The 17627-nt window shown below is 43.8% G+C and carries 12 protein-coding genes; 5 read left to right on the forward strand and 7 right to left on the reverse strand.

Annotation, left to right across the window (positions count from 1 at the left end; translation table 11 throughout):
• Positions 1–47 precede the first annotated feature (47 nt).
• Together BSR11_RS13190 and BSR11_RS13195 are read right to left on the reverse strand one after the other, a co-directional pair.
• A complete protein-coding gene (locus tag BSR11_RS13190) occupies positions 48–869 on the reverse strand; it encodes a MalM family protein (protein ID WP_072671207.1) in 822 nt (273 codons plus the stop codon).
• Positions 870–967: 98 nt separating this feature from the next.
• On the reverse strand, positions 968–2254 hold the full coding sequence (locus BSR11_RS13195; RefSeq protein WP_072670807.1) for a maltoporin: 1287 nt from the start codon (positions 2252–2254) through the stop codon (positions 968–970).
• A gap of 446 nt (positions 2255–2700) precedes the next feature.
• Between BSR11_RS13195 and glgX the strand changes: the two genes are divergently transcribed.
• The 3 genes from glgX to BSR11_RS13210 all read left to right on the forward strand — a co-directional run bounded on the left by glgX (position 2701) and on the right by BSR11_RS13210 (position 7549).
• Entirely contained in the window at positions 2701–4674 is a 1974-nt protein-coding gene (gene glgX, locus BSR11_RS13200) for a glycogen debranching protein GlgX (RefSeq protein ID WP_072670808.1), read from the forward strand.
• Positions 4675–4841: 167 nt separating this feature from the next.
• Positions 4842–6704, forward strand: a complete 1863-nt coding sequence (locus tag BSR11_RS13205) for an ABC transporter ATP-binding protein (protein ID WP_072670809.1) — start codon at positions 4842–4844, stop codon at positions 6702–6704.
• A 140-nt stretch (positions 6705–6844) separates the two neighbouring features.
• Positions 6845–7549, forward strand: a complete 705-nt coding sequence (locus BSR11_RS13210) for a DUF445 domain-containing protein (protein ID WP_072670810.1) — start codon at positions 6845–6847, stop codon at positions 7547–7549.
• Positions 7550–7587: 38 nt separating this feature from the next.
• Here BSR11_RS13210 and BSR11_RS13215 read toward each other — a convergent pair whose 3' ends face one another.
• The 3 genes from BSR11_RS13215 to BSR11_RS13225 all read right to left on the reverse strand — a co-directional run bounded on the left by BSR11_RS13215 (position 7588) and on the right by BSR11_RS13225 (position 10084).
• Complete coding sequence (locus BSR11_RS13215) at positions 7588–8340, reverse strand: phosphatase PAP2 family protein (protein ID WP_083545001.1); 753 nt, start codon at positions 8338–8340, stop codon at positions 7588–7590.
• A gap of 172 nt (positions 8341–8512) precedes the next feature.
• Positions 8513–9343 (reverse strand): arginase family protein, encoded by an 831-nt coding sequence (locus BSR11_RS13220; RefSeq protein ID WP_072670811.1) that lies wholly within the window; start codon positions 9341–9343, stop codon positions 8513–8515.
• Positions 9344–9349: 6 nt separating this feature from the next.
• Positions 9350–10084, reverse strand: a complete 735-nt coding sequence (locus BSR11_RS13225; protein ID WP_004396815.1) for an IclR family transcriptional regulator — start codon at positions 10082–10084, stop codon at positions 9350–9352.
• Positions 10085–10335: 251 nt separating this feature from the next.
• Here BSR11_RS13225 and BSR11_RS13230 point away from each other — a divergent pair, with 251 nt between their 5' ends.
• Positions 10336–11703: a Na+/H+ antiporter NhaC family protein gene (locus BSR11_RS13230; RefSeq protein WP_072670812.1), complete on the forward strand. Its 1368-nt coding sequence runs from the start codon at positions 10336–10338 to the stop codon at positions 11701–11703.
• Between the two features lie 112 nt (positions 11704–11815).
• Here the strand turns inward: BSR11_RS13230 and BSR11_RS13235 are convergent, their stop codons facing one another.
• Together BSR11_RS13235 and BSR11_RS13240 are read right to left on the reverse strand one after the other, a co-directional pair.
• Positions 11816–13702, reverse strand: a complete 1887-nt coding sequence (locus BSR11_RS13235) for a methyl-accepting chemotaxis protein (protein WP_072670813.1) — start codon at positions 13700–13702, stop codon at positions 11816–11818.
• A gap of 306 nt (positions 13703–14008) precedes the next feature.
• A complete protein-coding gene (locus BSR11_RS13240; RefSeq protein WP_072670814.1) occupies positions 14009–16555 on the reverse strand; it encodes a glycosyl hydrolase family 18 protein in 2547 nt (848 codons plus the stop codon).
• Positions 16556–16926: 371 nt separating this feature from the next.
• On the opposite strand from BSR11_RS13240, the gene BSR11_RS13245 reads away from it, so the two are divergent.
• Entirely contained in the window at positions 16927–17550 is a 624-nt protein-coding gene (locus BSR11_RS13245) for a DUF2057 family protein (RefSeq protein WP_072670815.1), read from the forward strand.
• The last annotated feature ends 77 nt before the right edge of the window (positions 17551–17627 follow it).

The raw sequence follows: 17627 nt of genomic DNA on the forward strand, positions 1-17627 counted from the left end.
ATGGCTTAGAAATCAATCTCAGCATTACCCAAAGTAATCTTAAATACTCACTGGTTAGTTCTGCTATTAACCGCTTTAACAAATACCGCTTGTGCGCTATCGATACCCAAGGCTTTGGCTTCATCGAGTAAACCAAGTGCTTTAGGAATATCATTTGCAGCAACCGCTTGTTGGATAGCGGTGTGATAATACGTTGCAAGATCCTGACCTTGAGGACGATTGTCCGATTGCTTTACAAGGTGCTTCGAGACGAGATCATTTGCAGTAATATTCAGACGTAAGTGACCAAATAATGAATGTTTAGCATAAGGATCTGCAATATCTGGTGGCTGAGTGTGTCTAGCCAAAGCGTGAGCTTTTGCTGGGTGAAGTACTTGTGTTTTGCCTGCTAAATCGATAACAGTTGTATAAATAAGGATTTTTAGTTCTTTTCCTGTTGTCTCAGGTATGATGTTGAATGTTGTGACAAATTTATCGTTGTCGAGTAATTTAGCTGGATAATATTTAAAATCATGGAAGCTTTTCTTATAAAGCTCATTATCTTGACTATCAAATACAACTATCGTAGGTGCATATACTTGCAAGTCATTAGATACAAAACTCGATAGCGAAATATCCAAACTACCTCGATTCCCTGGAACAACAAACCCCGCAACAGGACCAACACTGGTACCGTCTAATAATATTTGACTAGTATTATCGAATAAAAATTCAACCTGAGTTGGAATCTCGATTGGATTCCAAAATAAACTATCGCGATGAGTGATAAAACTATCAGCACCTTGATGTTGCTGTAAATCTAACATTGGAACAGAAGAACAACCTGTTACTAATACTCCAAGCAATAATGGCGTTAACCAATTCCTTATCATTTGTAACCTCTATCTGTCTATTTAGAAGGAAAAGAACACAGCCAGAGAAGCTCTGGCTGTGTTGATTAGGACAGTAACCTAGTTTTTATTTCTCATTACCACCAAGCTTCGACCTGAACACCAAATTGGAATGAGTCATCTGACTTACCATTATCAAAGGTGTTGCTGTTATCAGCTTTATCACTGTTTAAATATGAAGCATAAAGACGAATTTCAGGACGAGCCCAGAAACTTGAACCAGCAGACCATGCTTGAGCAACCGTCAGCTTACCATATTTATCTTTATTGCCATCATTATCATCTACAGCATAACCAGCTTCAAAAATAGTCTTGTGATTTTCATCCCACTTATAAACTGGACGAATGACCGCAGACATCGCTTTCCATTTATCTTGACCATCCCACATTTCCTCACCAACTCCATACACTAGTTGATGACCTAATTCCCAGCTATCTCCGAGACCAACTACACCCCAGTTAATTAAACGATAACCGCTAGCGCCACTTTTCGCTTCAGCGCCATACCAGCTACCATCACCGTAGAAGGCAAAGGCTTTTGAATAACCTTCCGTACCGTATTGCAATACTGTTTTATTAAAACCATTCGCAAGACCTTGGGTTAACTCAGCCGTTAACATTACGCCATTTTTAGCATCTTTAGCCGCTTGTGATGCAGCATCAGTATCGTGAACGATAGCGTAGTTAACACCTATCTCTAAAGAGCCATTTTCCCAAACAGGAATTCCTGCATAACGAGCATCTAATGTATTAACATTTACCGCGCCGCCAGTATTACCAACGTCAGGAGTGGCACCGTCATCATTTCGGTCATTACGAACCCAAGCTAATGAAAGTTTACCAGGGCCAGCTTCAATCCCCTCAATACCAGCACCTGCACCAGAAATGTTCCAGTAATAAAAATCTGAGATATGAATGTCGTGGCGTTGGTAATAACGTTTACCAGCCCATAATGTCGCTTCAGGAGCAAAATCTAATACACCTTGAGCTCGTACATTAAATTGACGTAAGGCAAATTGTGCATCATCCGCACATTTTACTTCTGTTCCAGCTTGGGTTAGCCCACAGTTAGTACCCGTTCCTTCCCAATCATTTGAACCGTTAGAAGTCATCGCAAACATAGAATCAACGTAGAACGTCTTACCATTATTGTTATAAACTTCTTTGCCTAATTGAACCTCGCCGTAAATATCACCTTCATTACCAAGACGACCGATTTTATTTTTTTCAAACGTAACCTGTTGACCGCCATCAGCACTAACGCCAACACCAGCACGCATGTAACCATTAAAATCGACAGCAAAAGCAGAACCTGCTGCTAAAGAAGCAGCCACTGCGGCAGCAATTACACTTACTTTTTTCATTGTTAACTCCATTTAGGGTTTTCTTTTATGACTTTATTTTTATCCTCAACCATGACGTGACTCATAAAGGCAGAAATGAATAACGAAAAGTAGAGGTGAGACGGGATGAATCCCCCGTTGTTTCAGCTGTTGAGCAGGTTACTAAAAGTACATAAGGGTGACGTCCTCCACCCTAACTATATTTAGGGGGGATGAGAGAGGATGAGATATTTTACCGTATGGTATTTTTAATAGATTGATCACGAAATTAGGGGGGAGAGCAGTACCAAGCAAGACCATTAATTCATACAAAATGTATTAGTGATCACTGTTTCACAATAAGTTAACCGCAAAGATGAAATAAAATTACATAATAATATTTGTGACTAGGCGCTTGACCTTATGCTGACAAAGCCTTTTACTTAATGAGTCAGTGACTGAAAATAGAATAACAACGGTAACTTACCATGAAAGCCATGCTCTCTCAGCCGTACCCACTCGGCGCGACACTCGATAACGATGGATGCAATTTTGCTGTCTTCGCCCCCGCTAACAAAGATATGGTGTTAGCGCTTTTTCATGTCGACGGCAGTTACCAAACTCACCCTTTGGATCAAGAATATGCGGGTATTCAACATACCTATGTGGAAGGCATTAAAGCGGGACAACGTTACGGTTTTATTACTCAGGTCGAAGGGGAGCTATTTTATCTGTCCGATCCTTATGCTCAAGCTTTAGATGGCCCACTGACCTATCAGCCGCCGTTAACACCAAGCGGTAGTTTTGATTTGCCCAAATGTGTCGTGGTCGACGATCAATTTGACTGGCAAGGTGTGCAACGGCCTAAACGGCCACGTGATGAGATGGTTATTTTTGAAACCCATGTTAAAGGGCTGACTAAACTCAATCCTAATGTCCCTCAATCGCAACGCGGTACCTACTTAGGGTTAATCAGTGAACCCATGCTGACCTTTTATCGGCAGCAAAATATCAATACATTACAACTACTGCCTATCGCCGCCTGTATGCATGAGCCTCATCTACTTGAAATGGGCAAAGTCAATTACTGGGGCTATAACCCATATTTATTTATGGTGCCCGACCCACGTTACGCTAAAAGTGATGCGGTACAAGAGTTGAAAACCGTGATCCGCGAACTGCATAAGCAAGGCATCGAAGTGATCTTAGATGTCGTCTATAACCATACCGCTGAGGGGGGAGAAGGTGGTGCCGTTTTTAATTTGAAAGCCCTCGATCCCAATTACTATCTTAAGCATGGCTCAATGTACGCTAATTTCACCGGATGCGGCAATACGCTTAACCTCACTTATCAACCCACCTTAAATCTCGTTATGGATACTTTGCGCTATTGGGTCAATGAGTATCAGATTGATGGTTTTCGTTTCGATTTAGCCGCCACTTTGGGGCGTGATGGCGATAATTTTAGTCGTGAAGCGGCCTTCTTTAAAGCCGTGGCTCAAGACCCTGTTTTACAACAGGTGAAATTGATTGCCGAGCCATGGGATATTGGTCCAAATGGTTATCAAGTCGGTAATTTTCCTTTTGGCTGGAATGAAACCAACGATAAATTACGAGATATTTCACGAAGTTTTTGGCGTGGCGATCAAGGATTTTTAAAAGAGTTTGCCACACGAATCATGGGGTCACGCGATTTATACAGCGCCTCACAGTGGCCCTATAAATTAACCGTCAACTACATCACCTATCATGACGGCTTTACCCTACAAGATCTCGTTTCTTACAAACATAAGCACAATGAAGCCAATGGCGAACAGAATCGTGATGGTCATGGTGATAATCGCTCGGATAACTATGGCTTCGAAGGCGATACCGATAATATGGTCATTCGTACCATTCGTGAGCGACAAAAACGTAATTTTATGGCCAGTTTATTGTTTGCGTTTGGGATCCCCCATATTCTTACTGCGGATGTCGTCTCACATACTCAACAAGGTAATAATAATGCCTATTGTCAAGATAACGAGATCAGTTGGCTAAACTGGCAATTGACGGAACGTAAAGAGTATTTCAGACAATGGTTAGGTGAGATGGTTGCTGCTCGTCAGCGTTATATGGTGCCGTTTATTCGAGCCTTCAGTGGTGAAACACGCAATTCAAACCGCGTTTTTTGGCGACGCAATGATGGTACATTAATGGAGCAAGATGACTGGAATCAGCGCAACTCCGTGATACTGCATATTGGCATTGGTGATCATGGCCAAGAGCTCGCTTATTTGATTAATCAAACCAACGCTAATACTCGCTTTACACTGCCAGGAGAAACGGATCAAGAATGGTGCGTTATCTGTGATACGAATATGCGTACCGTACATCAAGACTCGGTAAAAGATGAAGTTGTTCTCCTACCCATGTCGATGGCAATTTTACACAGCCATCCACGGAAAAAATCACCTAAATAGCGTAAAACAAGTAGGTGTTCATCGATTTGGCCACCTACTTGCTGTCGATAATAGCGATTTTGATCTCCCACACCACTTCTGTTATAACAGCGCTTCCTCATTGATGTCCCCTATTTATTAGAAACGCTATTTCTCTCAAACTATAGAGCGTAGATTAAGGTTTTTGCATGTATAAACGATTTGAAAGTTTGACCGATGCTTTCCCCAAACAAGAGCCACAACGGCCACCCAATACCTTATGGGCCTTTTGCTTACACTACACCAAAGGTTTTGAAAAACCGTTGATCACTATGGCGCTATTAAGCACCTTGATCGCGGTCATTGAAGTCTCTCTATTTGGTTTTATGGGACACTTGGTCGACTGGCTATCCACCAGCCAGCCAGAGACGTTTCTCAGTGATAATCGCAATACACTGATCGGTCTAGGATTACTCCTTTTAGTGGGGATGCCGCTGCTCGTTTCGGTGTATTCACTATTAATTCATCAGACCATGTTGGGTAATTATCCGATGTCGATTCGCTGGCTCGCGCATCGTTATTTACTCAAACAAAGCCTATCTTTCTATCAGGATGAATTTTCCGGACGCATTGCCACAAAAGTGATGCAAAGCGCTTTAGCGGTACGCGAAACGGTCATGAAGACACTGGATGTTTTTGTCTACGTGATTGTTTATTTCTCAGCCATGCTGTTTATTTTAGCTCAAGCCGATTGGCGACTCATGCTGCCGATGTTGCTCTGGCTTGCCGCTTATATCGCGATTCAAGTGCACTACGTGCCGAAATTAAAAAAAATCTCTACTGAGCAAGCCGATGCTCGGTCGCTAATGACCGGACGAATTGTTGACAGTTATACCAATATCATGACCGTCAAACTGTTTTCTCATAGCCGACGTGAAACCGATTATGCCGAACAAGGCATGGAAGGGTTTCTCGATACGGTGCACCGCCAAATGCGCTTAGTCACTGGCTTTAATATTTGCGTCGAAATCGCCAATTATGTTTTGGTCTTTACGATTGCTGCTATGTCTATCTATTTATGGATGGGCAGTGCGATCACCGTTGGAGCGATTGCGATTGCCATTAGTTTAGCGCTGCGTATCAACGGCATGTCAAAATGGATAATGTGGGAGGTCGGTGCTCTATTTGAAAACATGGGTACCGTTGTCGATGGCATGAAAATGCTATCCAAACCAATTGCGATAGAAGATAGTCCTAATGCCCAAACTTTGCAGGTACGGGAAGGAAAAATCGAGTTCGAAAACGTCAGTTTTCATTATGGTGAAAATAAAGGGGTGATTAACCACCTCAACCTGACCATCAAACCTGGAGAAAAAGTTGGCCTCGTCGGTCGCTCCGGAGCTGGGAAATCAACTTTGGTTAATCTCTTGCTACGCTTTCACGATGTAGAAGGTGGCGCTATCAAAATCGACGGTCAAAATATTGCTGAAGTTACCCAAGACTCATTGCGCGCTGCCATTGGTATGGTGACGCAAGATACTTCTTTGCTCCATCGTTCGATTCGTGAAAATATCTTGTACAGCAACCCTAATGCTTCCGAAGAGGCGATGTTAAGGGCCACGCGTCAGGCGCATTCTCATGAGTTTATTGAAACCTTAACCGACCCATTTGGTAACATCGGTTATGATGCACAAGTTGGCGAACGCGGCGTTAAGCTCTCAGGTGGCCAGCGTCAGCGGATTGCCATATCACGTGTACTGCTCAAAGATGCGCCACTGTTGGTATTGGATGAAGCCACCTCGGCGCTCGATTCAGAAGTCGAAGCCGCCATTCAAGAAAGCCTCAATGAGCTAATGCAAAATAAAACCGTGATAGCGATTGCCCATCGGCTATCAACTATTGCCGCCATGGATCGCTTGATTGTATTAGATAAAGGACACATTGTTGAACAAGGCACTCATCAAGCGTTGATTGAACAAAATGGCATCTATGCACAGCTCTGGGCACATCAGACTGGCGGCTTTATTGGCAGTGAAGAAGATGATTTGGCATCATTGAACGATAAAAAGTAAGTACTTCCTATCATCATAGTTATCAATGTTGGCTGCCTCCCATGCAACCAACATTCATAGGACGCCAACTCAACAATATTAACTAATTTTTTCTGTTCCTTTCGTCCCTTTGGGACATTTCATTTTGGTGTAACGTTATCATGAACAACAAAAGCATTATGACCAACCTTATTGCCTTACTGGTATTAATCGGTGGTTATTACTTCTCTTATCCTGTGATGTTTAGTGCAGGATTATTCGCTTTTTCTGGTGCAGTAACCAACTGGCTAGCCATCCATATGCTATTTGAAAAAGTGCCTTTTCTTTATGGTTCAGGGGTTATCCCTGCGCGATTCGATGATTTTAAGAACGCGATTAAAAGCCTGATGATGGAGCAGTTTTTTACTGATGCGAATATTGAGCGTTTTCTCAATCAAGAAATGAGCAGTTCACAATCCATCAATCTTGAACCGGTAATTGCTCAGGTTGACTTTAATCCAGCGTTTGATTCCTTGGTTGAGGTCATCCAGCAATCTTCCTTTGGTGGAATGCTGGCTATGTTTGGTGGTGCCGAGGCACTGCAACCGCTTAGAGCTCCTTTTGTTGAAAAGATGCAAGCGTCCATGATCGACATCAGTCAAAGCGACTCCGTGAAAAACGCCTTAAAAGCCCAGCTTGAGTCTCCGGCGATGCTGGATGAAATCAAAACCAATATTGAGCAGATTATCGAACAGCGTTTACATGAGTTAACACCACAAATGGTTAAAGAGATCGTCCAGAAAATGATTAAGCAACATTTAGGCTGGCTCGTTGTATGGGGCGGGGTCTTTGGCGGTTTAATTGGTGTCGTGGCCGGTGCATTGTAGGCCTTCATACTCAAAAAAATGGGCGTAAAGCCCATTTTTTATTGTTTTTGATAACGTAAAAAAGACGGTAAATAGCGCCAAGCCCAAGGATACCGTTTCGGAACGAAGAGATACAAGGCACCAATTAACAAAACCGCTGCAAATAAATCTTCCGGCCGATGCATACCAACCCATAAGCGAGAAAAAGCGATAGCGCCACTCCAAGCTAATAATAGCAAAGCACTTAATCGATGTTTTTGCTCTAACCAAATACCGCCAAAAAACAGCAAACAGAGCGCAGCAAAAACGGTATGACCTGAAGGGAAAGAGTAATCTCGCTCTTGTTCCCACACCGCTAAACGTGCGGAAGATACTTTACCGTTCATTTGCTCCATCGCTAACGCTTGCTGCTGACTATCTAATCGATAAAAATGTTGCGGAGAAGGCAGAGTGAGTGATTGAGTCATCACTTCAGTGTAAGGACGAGGGCTTTGAGTCACGTGTTTGATGCCTGTTTTTAGGATCATCGCCAGAACTAAGAGCATTCCAAGTTGCATCGCTTTATCTAGCCATTGGCGTCGACACTCAGGCACGCGATACCAAGTCCAGCCAATCAGTACCACTAAAGTCAGCAAAAACCCTTCTTTACCAGCAGAGTGAGTGAGTAAGACCAGCCATTGGGTCAGACGATCATCGTCTAAAGCGAATAAGTTGACTTGTGTCCCGACAAGACTGATGGGGATTAATAGCAGCATGAGCGCTATAAATAGCATCAATCCAAATTTAGATTGAGTAATTGGTTGCTTCAACACGTTTACACCTCCACTTTGAGGCTAAGGAGTGTAAACGAGTTTTTATCCACTTCTATCAAACTCTATTCATTTCTTTGTCAATTTTTTAAAAACGCGATCTTCGACGGTTACACAATAATCAACGCCTAATCACGGTACTTGTTCTTAGACAAACCGTCATCACTTTAAACGCTCAACCAGCCATATCAACAGACAACCGATTCAACTCATCAATAATCGCTTTCGTCTCCTTAGAGTAGATCAACTTATCTTTCGCTCCGATTAACTGAATCATTTTTACTTTACCAGAGAGAACAAGCTGACGAAGCATACGCAGCACCATTTGGCAATCAATAACATGATGCTCATCTAATCGATTCAATGGGATCAATGAAGCAAGATCAATAGAAATCAGCAATTGGTCACAGTGCTCAATATAATGATTCAATTGGCTTTTGACCTGATTTCGTTGCCGAAAATGACATTCTTGATCGGTTAACCAATCACAACCTAAATCTTCTGCGTAATCTAAGGTTTGGCTATTTACTCGCTGGGCATCAATCCCTAAATAGAGTAACCGCGTCTGAGCATAACGAGATAATGCAAAATGATAAGCAGACCCAACTTGACGATCTAAGGTCTGTTTTAATTCAAATTCATGACCAATATGAATAATCCCGAGTTCATCATTATCGAGCGCTAACAGCGGTAAGGCATTGAGCAACAATTCATGGCAATTGCCCAATATCACCGGAATCGAATGCAAGGTAAAATGATGACTGAGCAAGTCACGAAAACGAGTATCGGCAGGATCATGCAAGACCAAATGGCCAGCATCAGCGTAATGGGCATGGATACCTTGTTGGTAAAGCCAATCGGCGGCAAATTCTAAACTTTGCTGAGCCAATTCAAATTCTACTTGAGACATCGGCTTTATCTGTTCGCACACAGTACAAAACGTAAAAGCAGACATCGACTGAGGCGCTGGACGGCTGAGACGGTAGCGTTTGAATAGACTAAGCATGATGAATTACCTTTCTGGTGGCAACGCTCGCGCGGCCTGTAATACATGTAAAATGATCCGTTGCCGATGGGTCTCGACACGATGAGCAGGTGCCATAACAGAAATGGCTCCGATCAATTTACTCCCTTTCATTACCGGAGCGCTGATCCCAGAGACCCCAGGATCAATTTCAGATGTGCTCACGGCATAACCATGGCGACGAATTTTCTCTAATTCGATTTGCCACTTTTCCATTTGATGATCTTCACCAAAATAGCGCAGTATTTTTTCACAGCGCTGAGATGGCATAAATGCCAACATCACTTTAGATGAGGCACCCCGAAGCAGGGGTTGACTTTGACCCTGGACGAAGCTGCATCGAAGTGCCTGCATACTCTCTTTTTGGCTGACACACAAAGCTCGGTATCCCACCGGAACCATGTAGGCCGCCATTTCACCAGTCTGTTTCTGTAAACGACTCAGTACGGCTTCCACCGCGTCTAAATTATGTTGGCTGGTCTCATAACTGTGCATGAGCAGCAGTGCTGCCGGGCCAATAATTAACGTTTTATCGTGTGGGCTTTCTTCTATTAAGTTCCATTCTTTAAGCAGTTTAAGATGTCGATATAAGCTACTCAATGGCACTTGCAGTTGATCGCTTAACGTTTTAGCCGAAACCGGTTCATGATTAACGGCAACTTGCATCAATAACTGCAGCGATTTCTCATTAACCTGACTGGTTGTTGTTTTTGCTTCATTCATGTTGTTCTTTTTAGCCTTTATTGCTTTATCGCTCAAACTTACATTCTTATATATCGAGAATTCTAAACGATTGAAAGCATTACTTTCTCAAAATATGGGAAAATTAGATTAAAAATTGCATTATCTTATCCATTCAATAGTGCAATGAAAGACATATAAGAATCTAGATGTTTAGATGGCTAAATTTGACAAACCTTACTGGAACGATTAGTCTGCGTCTCCTTGTTGCTGATAATCAAAGTTGTTGTTCCATGTCTTCAAATTCTTCTACTCCCGTTACCCCATCGGCGATCGCCTTACTCCCTTTGCTGGTATTTCTTGCGCTCTTTATTGGTGTCGGTACTTATCTCACGTTTCAAGGCGTTGAATTCGCGTTTTATCAACTCCCCGCTCCTATCGCTATTTTACCTGCCGTGATCATCGCGCTCTTGCTGAGTAAAGAATCTCTGAATCGCGCTATCGAGCAGTTTTTGCGTGGTGTTGGCCATCAAGATATTATTGCAATGTGTATGATTTACTTATTGGCCGGCGCCTTTGCCGCGGTAGCAAAAGCGTCTGGTGGCGTCGATGCAACGGTAAATCTGGGACTGTCAGCGATCCCAAGTGAAATGATTTTACCGGGGATTTTTCTTATTTCTGCTTTCATCGCTACTGCAATGGGCACTTCAATGGGCACCATTGCCGCCGTTGCGCCCGTGGCATTGGGCATTGCTCAATCGTCCGGTATGAGCCTCCCATTAACGGCGGGAGTCGTATTGAGCGGTGCGATGTTTGGCGACAACTTATCCATCATCTCAGACACCACCATCGCCGCTACGCGCTCACAAGGCTGTGAAATGCGCGATAAATTTCGTGAAAATATTCGCATTGCCCTCCCCGCGGCTATTTTCTCACTAATCGTATTTGCGTTTAGTAGTACAACCACACAAACCCCTGATACCTCAGCTATTGAATGGTTAAAAGTGCTGCCATACATGACGATTTTGGTTCTGGCAATCTCAGGGATCAATGTCTTTGTCGTCTTAACTGTAGGCATTGTATTAGCCGGCAGTGTCGGGCTTTGGCAAGGAGATAATTATAGCTTAGCCAATTTTGGACAAGATATTTACCGTGGCTTTGGCAACATGCAGGAGATCTTCTTATTATCGATGTTAATTGGCGGCCTAAGTGAGCTAATGCGTCGTCAAGGTGGGTTGGCCTTTTTAACTCAACTGGTCAGCCGTTGGATCCAGCGCTTAGCCAAAAAACAAACTCCAGCCGCCCAAAGCCGCGCCAGTGAGTTAGGGATCGCCGGTTTAGTCTCTATGGTCAATACCTGTACAGCCAACAATACCGTGGCTATCATTGTGTCAGGCGGAATCGCTCGTCAGTTAGCCGAAGAGCATGCGGTTACGCCGAAACGTTCGGCAAGTTTGTTGGATATTTTTTCGTGCGTGATGCAAGGTATCTTGCCATATGGGGCACAAGTACTCTTACTTGGTTCGATTTTCCAACTCTCTCCTTTAGAGATTGTTGCCCACTCTTATTACTGCTTTTCATTAGCCTTTGCGGCGATTGTGGCGATTTTATTTACCCGCCCATCCCGTCGTCGTTACTCACAAACGGTGACTCACCAATAAGTAAAAGCACGCGAGCGATAAAACGGCCCCTAAGTCTACACTGAGGGGCCGTTTTAATGATCGATTAGGTCATGCATGCCTTGCAAAGCAAAGCAAAGGCGGTAAGCGTCGATTAACTCACTTTAAACGTTGCCACTTTTGCACTCAACTCAGCGGCTTGCTGCTTCAACTGATTGGATTGACTCAAACTATCTTCAGCCCCCACCACTAGCTGCTCAGTCACATCTTTAATCGCCGTCACATTTTGAGTGATTTCACCCGTCACATGCGTTTGTTCCTCTGCTGCTGTGGCGATCTGAGTCGCCATATCACTGATCAAAGCAACAGCGGCATTAATTTCTTCTAATGCATGCGTTGCTTTATCAGCATCATCGACCGAATTATTCGCCAAACTTGAACTGCTTTCCATCAATGTAACGGCACGCTTGGTCGTCTCTTGCAGCGTATCAATGGTCGATTTTATCTCTTCTGTTGAGGTATGAGTGCGCTGTGATAATACTCGAACTTCATCAGCAACCACCGCAAAACCTCGCCCTTGATCGCCTGCTCGCGCCGCTTCAATCGCTGCATTTAACGCCAATAGGTTCGTTTGTTCAGCAATGCCTTGAATGGTCGCTAATACGGTTGAGATTTCTTGTGCATGTTGATTGAGAGCCGAAATAACCGAGCTGGCTTGTGATACCTCTTTAGCAAGATGATGAATCGACGACTTGGTATTAAGCACTAAAGTACGACCATTATTGGTGCTGGTCGCTGAGTTCATTGCCGCTTGAGCCGTTTGCTCAGCGTGAGAGGCAATTTCCTGCGTCGCTGATGCCATTTCAGTCACCGCTGTAGCAACCATGGTGATTTCTTGCTGTTGAAGACTTAATTCAGAAGCCGATTGGTTAGCTCGCTGAGCGCCATGCTCAGACTGCGCGGTTAATTGCTCAGATTGCTGACGAATATGACCAATCAGTTGCTGTAAACTTGCCACAAAGGTATTGAAGCTTTCCGCTAATTTTCCTACTTCATCGTTATTTTCAACCTGAATTCGCTGAGTTAAATCACCGCTACCATTGGCGATTTGCTCTAAGGCATGCGAAACATTGCTTAACGGACGGAACAAAATATTACACAACACATTAAATAAGACCGTACAAACAACGACAACTAAAAAGGTAACTAACAACTGCCCCCAGAGCGCATCAAAGAGAGGGGCAATCAACGATGAATAATTGATAACAATCACTGTACTTAGCGCTGTACCTTCAATCGCTCGTGCAAATAGTACATTCTCTTCACCATTGATCATCACTTTACTGTATTGACCAGACCGCTGTGCTGCTTGAATATCCCGAAAATTCAGTCCCAATTCACTGACATTTTTATTCAATAACTGAGTATTTGCATGAGTAAAAACATTGCCTTGTTGATTAGCAATAAACATATAACCAGAGCCGGGCAAAATGGTTTGCTTCATACTATTAAGAATATCAGTGATCTCCACATCGGCACCAAGTACTAATGTTTGACCATGTAAGTTGATCGCTTTACCAAGAGAGACCACGTTGGCTCCAGTCGCAGCGGCTACGGTAGGATTATCCATAAATACGGCATTGGGGTTAGCTTTAGCGTTAATGTACCATCCCCATTGACGAGGATCGTTATTGCCTGGTGGTAAAACGACACCATTGGCATTCTGTTGTGAGCCATCAGGATAGGCTAAAAATACATTGTCGAAATCCGCGGAGTGCTTAACTTGTTTAAGGTGGGTAACAATCGCCTCTGGTTTCACCTCCTGTGATAAAGAAGTCAGCGCACGCTCTTTAGAGACTAGCCAATCAGAAACGTATTGATTATAAGAAGAGGTCGCACTTTGCAAACGTTGTTCGATTTCGATATCCAATCGCCCGAGTGCAGCATTAAACGATACGGCCTCAACCAATACACCACCAACAATGATGGCAATACTGGCTGAGATAGCCAACTTATTCTTTAGTGAAAGGTTTTTAAACATACGCTATCCCCGTTATGACCTTGTCGTGCTTCGTGTGAGAAGCTCTTATTTATTTGTTTTCGGTAATCTTGCATTATAATTTTTAGGCTAGAAATAAATGAGAGACTCTCTACGAAATGGTTTATTCGCATCAAAAAATTATAGTTCATGATCGAGAAAGATTAACGATTTGGGTCGATTGTGTGAGTAAGGTAGAAAAACTGGGCATCCATGAGTCATGGCTATAACACAAAAAAACAGGCTCTTCCCTAAGGGAGAGCCTGTCAGTTAATCACTCAGTGATCCCGTTGAGAGATCAATAAGGCATTATTGAGTTGCACAGTCCGCAATGCCTACCTCTTTCCATACCCCCCAAGCACCTGACTGAGCGGGATCATCCCCTTGTGTCCACCATTTGGCTTCCCACACTTTACCAGCCCATGTTACTTGACTCCCGCCGACATAAACGGCAGAGACATTCCATAGATTATCGCACTGATCATTGTCGCCGGCCGCTAAAACAATAATCGATACTGACGCTGAACTACTCAGCTCTCCATCACTGACCGTTACCGTAAAGTTAAGCGTGGTATCAACGGAATAAGAACCCGCGGTAAAGCTCAGTTGACTGCCATTGATCTGTACTTCCAGTCCAGTTGGTACTTGCCAATCAAAGCTCAAAGTCTCTTGCTGCGCATCGTAAGACGCCGACGCATCCACCAATACTTGTTCACCAGCAGTGACTTCAGAAGGCGCAGAAACAATCGCTACAGGGGGCGTATTTTCCACACCACCATCTTCGGCTTTAACGGTAATTTGAACCGTCGCGGAACCACTTGCTCCCTCATTGTCTGTCACAGTAAGCTTAAAACGTAAAGTTTCGGTTTGAGTGACTTCACCAATCGAAAAGCTTGCCTGTGCTTGATCCGCATGACTGAGTTGCACGGTTGGCCCAGCAATTTGTTCCCATAGATAACGGGCAATCGTGCCATCGGTATCTCTGGAAGCGCTGCCATCTAAGGTTACGGTCGCTGGAGCGACAACGGTTTGCGCCATACCTGCATCAGCAATTGGTGCACGATTAACTGGCGGGTTCGATCCTTGAGCAAGCCCTTCATGCTTGGCATTAAGAATATCGCCGTTATCCGCATCAATTTCCCATGAGAATAAACCAGCTAAACCAAGCTGACGAACATAAGCCCCTTTGGCTTTAATCGAGCGCGGATCATCAAACGTAACCAATTCTCCTGTGGTGCGATTCCATACCCAAGGTGCTTCGGCTTGGGCATCATAACCGTATTCAAAGCCATTAATCCCTTGGTTATTATCACCAATCATGTACGCTTTAAGGCCTTTATAATCAATGACCCCATCTTCCCAGACTCCCTGAGCTGTTGAGCCCGTTAATTTGCCGGTCGCAACACCCGTCATCGGATCGGTAGGATCGGTCAACGAAGCAGGCATCACACCTTGCCAACCTCGACCATACATCGCAGCCCCAAGGACCAGCTTATTGGCTGGTACACCTTGGGCTAGCAATAATTGAATTGCGTTATCCGCGGTGTAAGCAGGGCCTTTATACGGTTCACCGTTTTCATCGATTCCCGTTCCATCACACTGACCTGGGCGCATAAAGTTACCGCAATACAGTGCCGTTTGATGGCCAGGAACGTTATTCCAACCACCATAAAAATCGTAGGTCATCGCAAAAATATAATCCATATATTGAATTGCCTGACCATAATCGACTTTTTCTATTTTATCGAAACCGACACCTATCGCAGAAGTGAGCTCGTAAGAGCGCCCCGTCTCCGCTTCAAGTTCATCCAACATCACTCGTAACTCTTGCATTAAGGCAATATAAGCTGGTCCATCATTGATCGGATCGCCTAAATCAGGGGCAGCGCCATTACCACCGGGGAATTCCCAATCGATATCGATGCCATCATAAAACTTCCATGTCTGTAAAAAACGTTTCATCGATGCCACGAACGTATCGCGTTTCGCTTTGTCCGTGAAATCATAGAAAGGATCGGATAGCGTCCATCCGCCAACCGATGGCAAGATTTTTAAGTCGGGATAACGCTGCTTAAGTGCCATTAACATCGCATAGTTACCCTTGATCGGTGAGCTATACTGATGCCCTGCTTGAGGAAAGCTTTTTTGGTATGCCGCCCAAGGATCGTGGATCACCACTTCGTAATCAGGGACTCCCTGACACGCCGTCATCAGGGCATTATAACTATTACCACCGACCGATTTGACCGACTCATTCGGACCACAAATAGGGATAAAACCATACAAGATATGCGTTAAGTTATGGGCTGGAATATTATCCACCGTATAATTACGACCATAAATGCCCCACTCAACGAAATAGGTACCAACGACAGTATCAGGGTCCAGTGAATAGGATTTATTATTCGGATCAACGTTCATGGTCAGAGGTTCAAGGTGTGAACCATCGGTATCAGCCAGAATTAACTCTGCTGGCGCACTGGTCGTACACCCAGAATCATCACAGGCTGCAACTTGGAGTTGATAACGGCCACCTTTATCATAGGTAAAGTTGGCGGTGGTTTGACTGCCACTGATCGGCCCAGAGGCCACTTCCACACCATCAAATAAAATTTTATAAGTATGCCCGCGTTCACCGCTCCATTGATTAAAGGTAATCGAAATAGGTGCTTGTTCTCGATACTGCACCATTTGGTGATAGCCCGCGGTCGTTTCCATTGCTAGCTGTATTTTAGAAAACTGCAGGTTATTTGAGCCATATACATCAATATTTGGTGCGCTTGGCGCTGCGATTACCGTGCTAGTGAACGACAAGGCAAAAGCCATCCCCGCCGAACACAGAATAGTACGCTTCATATCCGTCTCTCTTATGATTGGTTAAACATCTGAGACAGTATTTGATACTTGTGAGCGTTTGAAAAATGGAGTTCCAGAGTTTTCGAGGCACAACGAGCAATGAATGGGACAGATTCAACGTGTTACATGCTAAAGGCAATCTTCAGCCAAAAAAACGGATTTTTTATCCTATAGAGTAGAAAAACGGCTATTTTGGGCTATGCTCGCATCGTTTCATATTGAGGGTAGGTAAGCGTATATTGAAGCGAATCGAAAGATGATATTTTGATGAACGCTCAGTGATTACCGATGTGAAAACTTGCTTTTATCACGGACAAGCGGCACCCTGACAGTCTTCCCTTCTTCAAGAAGTAATCAATAGGATAAAATAGATGAATGCCATCAAGCCATTATCGTGTCTTTTTGCGATTGTTTTTAGTGCGGCTACCCTAGCTAAAGTCACCATTGATATTCCTGATAGTATTAATATGTTGGTGGTTAATGGAGAGAAACCTGCGGTTTCTGGCGGTTTTTTTTCTGCAAAAAAAACACTAACTTTAGAAGATGGACAACAACAGATCGTCTTTCGCTATCAACCTTATTTCACACAAGGTAATGATCGTATTCAAGTGGAAAGTGAAGTGATTGTTGCGACTTTTTCTGCGCAAGAGACCAATCTAACCTTTGATCTACCAACCTACCGTAACACCGTTGATGCGGAAAACAATATCCGCCATCTGACTTGGTCACTGCAAGATTCTAATGGGCAGTCTGTTGCTCTCCAGCAAGATCGACTGATCAAACCTGGAATGCAAATAGGGCGAAACTATCAACAAGAATTGTTGGAATACAATCGTACAGGAGGCCCCGCAGCCATCGTCACGACCACTTCAGCACCCGCCAACGTGAAAACTCCACAGGCGATCGATAATACCGCCGAAGAGATGCTGTATTTCTGGTACAACAAGGCTGATGCCGCCACTCAAGAAAAGTTCAAACGCTTTATTAATCAGTAACCATCGCGATATTCGCCCATAATAAAACCCCAAGTATTCAGAGATAAACTTGGGGTTTTATCGTTTTCAACAACAGA

This window comes from Vibrio injensis, assembly GCF_001895205.1.
In the GTDB taxonomy this organism is placed as follows: Bacteria; Pseudomonadota; Gammaproteobacteria; order Enterobacterales; family Vibrionaceae; genus Vibrio; species Vibrio injensis.

Excerpts from the sequence above, each read along its gene's own strand:
- BSR11_RS13195 (WP_072670807.1), bottom strand. The coding sequence starts at position 2,254 with ATGAAAAAAGTAAGTGTAATTGCTGCCGCAGTGGCTGCTTCTTTAGCA.
- glgX (WP_072670808.1), top strand. The coding sequence starts at position 2,701 with ATGAAAGCCATGCTCTCTCAGCCGTACCCACTCGGCGCGACACTCGAT.
- BSR11_RS13205 (WP_072670809.1), top strand. The coding sequence starts at position 4,842 with ATGTATAAACGATTTGAAAGTTTGACCGATGCTTTCCCCAAACAAGAG.
- BSR11_RS13210 (WP_072670810.1), top strand. The coding sequence starts at position 6,845 with ATGAACAACAAAAGCATTATGACCAACCTTATTGCCTTACTGGTATTA.
- BSR11_RS13220 (WP_072670811.1), bottom strand. The coding sequence starts at position 9,343 with ATGCTTAGTCTATTCAAACGCTACCGTCTCAGCCGTCCAGCGCCTCAG.
- BSR11_RS13225 (WP_004396815.1), bottom strand. The coding sequence starts at position 10,084 with ATGAATGAAGCAAAAACAACAACCAGTCAGGTTAATGAGAAATCGCTG.
- BSR11_RS13230 (WP_072670812.1), top strand. The coding sequence starts at position 10,336 with ATGTCTTCAAATTCTTCTACTCCCGTTACCCCATCGGCGATCGCCTTA.
- BSR11_RS13235 (WP_072670813.1), bottom strand. The coding sequence starts at position 13,702 with ATGTTTAAAAACCTTTCACTAAAGAATAAGTTGGCTATCTCAGCCAGT.
- BSR11_RS13240 (WP_072670814.1), bottom strand. The coding sequence starts at position 16,555 with ATGAAGCGTACTATTCTGTGTTCGGCGGGGATGGCTTTTGCCTTGTCG.
- BSR11_RS13245 (WP_072670815.1), top strand. The coding sequence starts at position 16,927 with ATGAATGCCATCAAGCCATTATCGTGTCTTTTTGCGATTGTTTTTAGT.